The organism is Nocardia sp. NPDC057663 (genome assembly GCF_042799895.1).
Taxonomy (GTDB): Bacteria; Actinomycetota; Actinomycetes; order Mycobacteriales; family Mycobacteriaceae; genus Nocardia.
Map to the genome: position 1 here is coordinate 71,064 of NZ_JBHVHX010000026.1, position 7,105 is coordinate 78,168.

Here is a 7,105-nt window from a genome sequence, read left to right on the forward strand (position 1 = left end):
GAACGGTAGGCGTCCCGGCGCACGCTGTCGACCCGATTCCCGTGAGCTGGACGAGAAGCGTGAGCTGGACGAGAAGGCGGACGAGCTCGGCCTGCTCGGCGGGCCTCCCGCCGATGGCAGGATGTTGATGAAAGATGGCATCCCGGCCACTCGTTCGTGGCGCACAGATGCGGCACCCTGTTCCGGGTGACCGACCTCCGCGCACCCCTGCCGTCCACCGGCGACGAAGACTCGGCCGAATGGGCCATACCCGCACCTCGCTCCGTCACGGATATCGAGGACGGCGCTCCGGCGGCCATCGATCGACCCTCGGACAGCGAGATCGACGCGGCCCCGCGCGGTCGCTCGACCCTCCATCCCGCGTGGATCGTGGCGGGCGTCGGCTTCGTCGCCCTGCTCGGCGCCGCCGCGTTCCGCTCGGTGCCCAGCGTCCTGATCGACCCGCTGCACACCGAGTTCGGCTGGTCGCACGCCACGATCTCCACCGCCGTCTCGCTGAATATGCTGCTCTACGGCCTGATCTCGCCGTTCGCGGCCGCGCTGATGGATCGCTTCGGCATCCGCCGGGTGGTGTGCTCGGCGCTGGTGCTGATCGCGGCGGGCAGCGGGCTGACGGTGTTCATGACCCAGGCCTGGCAGCTGGTGGCGACGTGGGGGCTGCTGGTCGGGATCGGCGTGGGGTCGATGTCGATGCCGTTCGTGGCCACCATCACCGGGCGCTGGTTCGTGCGCAGCCGCGGTCTGGTCACCGGTGTGCTCACCGCGGCGGGCGCGACCGGTCAGCTGGTGTTCCTGCCGCTGGTGTCGATGCTGGCGCACGCGCACGGCTGGCGGTTGCCGTCGCTGATCGTGGCCGCGGTCGCGCTGGCCGTGGTGCCGCTGGTGTGGCTGTTCGTGCGCGACTATCCCAGCGACGCCGGGGTGCGGGCCTACGGCGCACCGCCCGGCTCGGACGCCGGTGCGCGGGTCCCGAGTACCGGGGGCGCCGGCCGGGCGCTACGGGTACTGGCCGTGGCCGCGCGCAGGCCCGGATTCTGGCTGCTGGCAGGCGGTTTCGCGGTGTGCGGAGCATCGACGAACGGCCTGGTCGGCACGCATTTCGTCACCGCGGCGCACGATCACGGGATGCCGCCGACCACCGCGGCCGGACTGCTGGCGCTGGTCGGGATCTTCGACGTGGCGGGCACGATCGCCTCGGGCTGGCTCTCGGATCGGGTCGATCCGCGCTACCTGCTGCTCGGCTATTACTCGCTGCGCGGGTTGTCGCTGCTGATCCTGCCCTCGCTGCTCGGCCCGCACACCCAGCCGAGCATGTGGGTGTTCATCGTCTTCTACGGTCTGGACTGGATCGCGACCGTCCCGCCGACGGTGCTGCTGTGCCGGGAACTGTTCGGCGCCGACGGCCCGATCGCCTTCGGCTGGGTGTTCGCCGCCCACCAGGTCGGCGCTGCCGTCGCGGCCACCGGCGCGGGGCTCATCCGCGACCTGCAGGGTTCCTACGACCTGGCCTGGTATCTCGCGGGCGCCCTGTGCGGGCTCGCGGCGCTGATGTCGATGCTCGTGCGCCGACCGGCGAAAACCGCTTAGTCAGCCTGCTACTCGATGGCCTTGTGCTGTCGAGCTTCCAAGGCGATCTGGTTGTTGCGGCCGTCCCAGCGGCTGGGTTCGTTCTTGGTGCGCGGCGGCCGGTCGTTGGCGATCAGCACGGCGATCCACGGCAGCGGCACCGAGGCGACGATGATCAGGATCGACAGCAGCGGGTTCTCGAAGGCGCTGTAGGCGATCGCGGCCAGGATCAGGCAGGGGATGCGGAACGCCATGATGATCGTGTAGCGGCGCACCCTGGCGCGATGCTGATCGTCGAGCGAAGGCGCGGCCTCGGTGATGAGCACGGGGTGCTTGGCATCGGCGCCGGGGAAATAGCCGCGCGAGCTGGGCGCGGCCGGCCTGGTCACCTCCGGGTCCGGGGTCGGCTCGTCGGCGCCGGAGGGCTCGCCGTAGGACTGCATACCCCGAGTCTCCCACTCGGCACCGGCGAACGCACACGCGGCTGGTCAGCGCTGCACGGCCGGGATGCGGCATCATGGAAGGCGTGAGTACAGACACTCTGGTACGCCCGGAAACCACGACCGACGAGACGACCGGCGACGACGTCCCCAAGTTCTTCCACTACGTGAAGAAGGACCGGATCGCCGAGAGTGCCGTGATGGGCACGATGGTCGTCGCACTGTGCGGTGAGGTCTTCCCGGTGACGCGCTCGCCCAAGCCCGGTTCGCCCGTGTGCCCGGACTGCAAGAAGGTCTACGACGGTTTGCGCAAGGGCGGCGACTGAGCGGTTTCCGCGGCCGGCATGGCCGGCGCCTCCGGTGAGGCGTCGGCCGGTTCCTCGTCGCCGCGCACCTGGTTGGTCAGCCACTCCTTGACCTGCTCCATCCTGGTCGCCCGCGCGGGCCAGAACTCCTGCACCGCGGCGTTGAACTCCGCGCCCAGAATCACCGCGAAGCCGAGAAAGTACGTGAACAGCAGGAACGCGATCGGGGTGGCCAGCGCGCCGTAGCTGACGCCGGTGGCGGTGATCCAGGACAGGTAGCGCCGCAGCAGATCGCTGGCCCCCATGAAGAACACCCCGGCCACCAGCGCGCCGCCGAACAGCCGATGCCACGGCAGCGATTTGTGCAGGGCCAGCTTGTAGAGCGTGGTGAGCCCGACGATCAGCAGCAGGCCGACGATCGGGTAGTAGAACGTGTCGATCAACCGCAGCCCGGGTTCACGCCAGGTGTCGGGCAGGACCCGGCCGATCCGGGTGGGGCCCAGCGCGATCACCGGCAGGATCAGTACCGCCGCCACCAGGAACTGCACGTACAGCAGCAGCGCGAAGATCCGCTGCCAGACGGGATGGCGGGCGTCCTGCTGATCGTGGGCCTCCACGATCGCGTCGACGAAGGTCGCCATCGCCGAGGAACCCGCCCACAGCGACAGCACGAAACCCACCGACACCACCGCGCCGCGACCGCGGCCGAGCACGTCGTCGACGGTCGGCTCGATCAGGTCGGAGACGACCGAGGGGCTGAAGAACTCCCGGCTGAACGCGATGATCTTGGCTTCCACGATCTGCACCGTGTCCGGTCCGAACAGCCCGCCCACATAGCCGAGGCTGCCGAGCAGCCCGAGCAGCAGCGGCGCGAGCGAGAGTGTCTGCCAGAACGCGGCCGCCGCGGACTTGGCGAAAATGGAGTTGTTCCAGCTCTTGAGCGCCACCCGGACCACCAGCCGCCACGCCACGGCGGGCCAGCGCACCCACCACGCGTGTTCGCGGAGACTTTGCCCGACGGGCTCTGCGGCGGTCGCGGGCAGCGCGGGGGAACCGCTCGGCTGGTGCGCCTGCGGTGGGTGCGCCGCGTCGGCTGCCCGGACCTGGTCGTTGTTCATCTCGCGTCAAGCATCCCGCACGAACCGGATCCGTGGGGAACGGGCCAGGCATCGTGTCGGCGGGTAACAGGTAAATGGCCGGTGACCTCGGGCGGTGTTGTGATGCCTGTCGCCCACCCCGCGTCGGTTTGGCGACACGCCGCACCGGGCGGCTAGGGTCATCTGCGTGACTGGGTCGGGTGACGCCGCTGCGGCGAGGGATGCGGGTACACCGGGCGATGCGGCTGCCGGGGGTGCGTCGGGGGGTTCCCTGCGCGCGTGGCAGCGGCGCGCGCTCACGAAGTACCTGGCCACCAAGCCGCGCGATTTCCTCGCGGTCGCCACGCCGGGCGCGGGTAAGACCACCTTCGCGCTGCGGGTTGCCGCAGAGTTGCTGGCCGACCGTACGGTGGATCAGATCACCGTCGTCGCGCCCACCGAGCACCTCAAGCACCAGTGGGCCGGCTCGGCCGCCCGCTCGGGCATTCAGCTCGATTCCCGGTTCTCCAACTCCACCGGCGGCACCTCGGGTGACTATCACGGCGTGGTGGTGACCTACGCGCAGGTCGCGGCCCACCCCACCCGGCATCGGGTGCGCACCGAGAATCGCCGCACATTGGTGATCCTCGACGAGATCCACCACGCGGGCGACGCCAAGACCTGGGGCGAGGCCACCGAGGAGGCCTTCGGCGACGCGACGCGCCGCCTCGCGCTGACCGGAACCCCGTTCCGCAGTGACGATTCCAAGATCCCGTTCGTCACCTACGAGCCCGACGAGGCCGGTTTCCCCCGCTCGCGCGCCGATCACTCCTACGGCTACGCCGACGCGCTCGCCGACGGCGTCGTGCGCCCGGTCGTGTTCCTGGCGTATTCCGGCGACGCGCACTGGCGCGACAGCGCGGGCGAGGAACACACCGCCCGCCTCGGCGAACCGCTCAGCGCCGAACAGACCGCGCGTGCCTGGCGCACCGCGCTCGACCCGGCCGGTGACTGGATCTCGGCGGTCCTGCGCGCGGCCGACACCCGCCTGCGCCAGCTGCGCGCCTCCGGCATCCCCGACGCCGGTGGCCTGGTGATCGCCACCGACCAGGAACGGGCCCGCGACTACGCCGAACTGCTCGAACACATCTCGGGGGAGCGGCCGACGGTGGTGCTCTCCGACGACCCGCAGTCCTCGCAGCGCATCGGTGAGTTCGCCGCGGGCACGCAGCCGTGGATGGTGGCGGTGCGCATGGTGTCCGAAGGTGTCGACGTGCCGCGGCTGGCCGTCGGCGTCTACGCCACGAGCGCGTCGACGCCGCTGTACTTCGCGCAGGCCATCGGCCGTTTCGTGCGTGCCCGCAGGCCGGGCGAGACGGCGAGTGTGTTCCTGCCGTCGGTACCGGTGCTGCTCGACCTGGCCGCCCAGCTGGAGTTGCAGCGCGATCACGTCATCGGCAAGCCGCACCGCGAGAAGAACGCCCTCGACGACGAACTGCTGATCGACGCGAACAAGACCAAGGACGAGCCCGGCGAGGAGGAGAAGTCCTTCGTCGCGCTGGCCGCCGACGCCGAACTCGACCAGGTGATCTACGACGGCTCCTCCTTCGGCACCGCCACCATCGCCGGCAGCGACGAGGAAGCCGACTACCTGGGCATCCCCGGCCTGCTCGACGCCGACCAGATGCGGGCCCTGCTGCGCGACCGGCAGACCCGTCAGCTCGCCGACCGCAGCGCCGCCCAGGAGGCCGCACCCGCGCCCGCCGCGGTCGCCGAACGAATCGCGACCTCCGACAAGCTGGGTGAACTGCGCCGCGAACTCAACAGCCTGGTCGCGATGCACCACCACCGCACCGGTAAGCCGCACGGCGTGATCCACGGTGAACTCCGCCGCGAATGTGGCGGTCCCCCCACGGCATTGGCGTCTGTCGACCAGCTGGGTGAGCGGATCGCGGCACTGCGTCGCCGGTAGCGGTCACGGTGCCGACTGCGGACCGCGACGACGGCGCCGCGGTCACCGTGGCGGCTCGCTGCGTGCCGATGTGGAGGTCGCCCAGGATCGCGGGCGGTATCTGTCGAGTGATCCGCCGCGTTCGACAGCGGCCGCCGAGCTCGGTGCCTAGATCGTCGTCGCCGCTGAGAGAACCTGCAGTGCGCTGTCCACCGCGGCACTGAGTTCGGCGTGGTCGACGTCGTCCCTGGCCTGGATCGACAGGCCGAAGAGGACGGTGCTGTAGAACGCGGCCAGCGCGGCCGAGTCGGTGTCGGGTTTCAGGTCGCCGTCGGCGACACCGCGGTCGAGCCGGGCGTGGATGTCCGCGGTGGTGTGGCGGCGGGCCTCAGCGAGGAATTCACGGACCGCTGCCGTCCGGGTGGTGTAGGTGGCGCCGGCGAGGACCACCATGCAGCCGTGCGGCAGACCGGGATCGGTGTAGGTGGTGATGTTGTCGCGCAACATCGCCTCGATCGCGGCGTAGGCGGTCGGTTCCTCGCGCAGCGCCCGCGCCGTGCGCGACCCTTCGGTGCGGCCGTAGAGCTCGACGGCGGCGCGGAACAAGGCCTCCTTGTCGCCGAACGCGGCGTAGAGACTGGGGGAGTTGATGCCCATCGCCGTGGTGAGATCGGCCATCGAGGCGCCGTCGTAGCCGCGTTCCCAGAACACCTCCATGGCCCGCCGCAGGGCGACGTCGCGATCGAAGCCGCGCGGGCGGCCGCGTTCTGCCATGACAAACCTTTCTGTGCCGATCGGCAAATATACCGCGTCCGACAGCGGTTCGAACCTTTCTGTGACGATCGATAAGAAACTCTTGACGCCGGTTCTCGCGTGCGCTTGTCTTTTTATGTATCGACCACTACAGAATTGGAGCATGCCAGATGACGAACAGCACCACCGTGGCCCTGGTGACCGGCGGCAGCCGGGGGATCGGCGCCGCCATCGCCCGCAAGCTTGCCGCGGGCGGCGCCGATGTGGCGTTCACCTACCAGCGCGACGAGATCGCGGCGAAGTCGGTCGCCGCGGACATCGAGGCGCTGGGCAGACGCGCGCTGCCGATCCAGGCCGACAGCGCCGACGCCGCCCAGGTCGTCGCCGCCGTCGACCGGACCGCGCGAGACCTGGGCGGCCTGGATGTCCTGGTGAACAACGCGGGCATCTTCCCGGCCAAGCCGTACGAGGAATTCGGGCTCGACGAGATCGACCGCGCGCTGAACATCCACGCGCGCGCACCGTTCGTCGCAGGCCAGGCCGCCCTGGCTCACCTCGGCGAGGGCGGCCGGATCATCTCCATCGGCTCGAACCTGACCGACCGCGCGCTCTTCGGCGGCCTGGCGCTGTACAACCTGAGCAAGTCGGCGCTCAACGGCTACACCAAGGCGCTGGCCAGGGAACTCGGCCCGCGCGGTATCACCGTCAACCTGGTCCAGCCGGGGCCGACCGACACCGATATGAACCCGGCGGGCAGCGACCATGCGCCCACACAGCGCGAATTCAACGCGCTCGGCCGGTTCGGCGCTGCCGAGGACGTCGCCGATCTGGTCGCCTTCCTGGCCGGACCGTCGGGCCGGACGATCACCGGGGAAGTCATCACGATCGACGGCGGTACCAACGCCTGAGTGGCGGGAAAATCGCAGGTGGCGGTGGGGTGGGGGCGCGGGTCGGGGCCCCCCACCCCCCGGGGGGGGGGCGGCCCGGCGGGGGGGGGGGGGGAGATAACTGGGC

The 7,105-nt window shown here is 70.3% G+C and carries 7 protein-coding genes; 4 read left to right on the forward strand and 3 right to left on the reverse strand.

Translation table 11 applies throughout. From position 1 onward, the window contains the following. Positions 1-297: 297 nt before the first annotated feature. Positions 298-1,587 carry an MFS transporter gene (locus ACFVAV_RS32345; protein WP_379039393.1) on the forward strand — a complete coding sequence of 430 codons (1,290 nt, stop codon included), beginning with the start codon at positions 298-300 and terminating at the stop codon, positions 1,585-1,587. Between the two features lie 8 nt (positions 1,588-1,595). On the opposite strand, the gene ACFVAV_RS32350 is transcribed toward ACFVAV_RS32345, so the two are convergent. Beyond that, positions 1,596-2,009 (reverse strand): DUF3099 domain-containing protein, encoded by a 414-nt coding sequence (locus ACFVAV_RS32350; RefSeq protein WP_379039382.1) that lies wholly within the window; start codon positions 2,007-2,009, stop codon positions 1,596-1,598. Between the two features lie 83 nt (positions 2,010-2,092). Here ACFVAV_RS32350 and ACFVAV_RS32355 point away from each other — a divergent pair, with 83 nt between their 5' ends. Beyond that, complete coding sequence (locus ACFVAV_RS32355) at positions 2,093-2,332, forward strand: DUF3039 domain-containing protein (RefSeq protein ID WP_189024012.1); 240 nt, start codon at positions 2,093-2,095, stop codon at positions 2,330-2,332. On the opposite strand, the gene ACFVAV_RS32360 is transcribed toward ACFVAV_RS32355, so the two are convergent. Then, the gene (locus ACFVAV_RS32360) at positions 2,302-3,429 is read right to left on the reverse strand and encodes a YihY/virulence factor BrkB family protein (protein WP_379039383.1); all 1,128 of its coding nucleotides are present in this window, start codon (positions 3,427-3,429) and stop codon (positions 2,302-2,304) included. The two genes, ACFVAV_RS32355 and ACFVAV_RS32360, sit on opposite strands and share 31 nt — an antisense overlap. 250 nt (positions 3,430-3,679) lie before the next feature. On the opposite strand from ACFVAV_RS32360, the gene ACFVAV_RS32365 reads away from it, so the two are divergent. Then, positions 3,680-5,359, forward strand: a complete 1,680-nt coding sequence (locus ACFVAV_RS32365) for a DEAD/DEAH box helicase (protein ID WP_379039394.1) — start codon at positions 3,680-3,682, stop codon at positions 5,357-5,359. Between the two features lie 147 nt (positions 5,360-5,506). Here the strand turns inward: ACFVAV_RS32365 and ACFVAV_RS32370 are convergent, their stop codons facing one another. Next, complete coding sequence (locus tag ACFVAV_RS32370) at positions 5,507-6,112, reverse strand: TetR/AcrR family transcriptional regulator (RefSeq protein WP_379039384.1); 606 nt, start codon at positions 6,110-6,112, stop codon at positions 5,507-5,509. A 149-nt stretch (positions 6,113-6,261) separates the two neighbouring features. On the opposite strand from ACFVAV_RS32370, the gene ACFVAV_RS32375 reads away from it, so the two are divergent. After that, complete coding sequence (locus ACFVAV_RS32375) at positions 6,262-6,999, forward strand: SDR family NAD(P)-dependent oxidoreductase (protein WP_379039385.1); 738 nt, start codon at positions 6,262-6,264, stop codon at positions 6,997-6,999. The last annotated feature ends 106 nt before the right edge of the window (positions 7,000-7,105 follow it).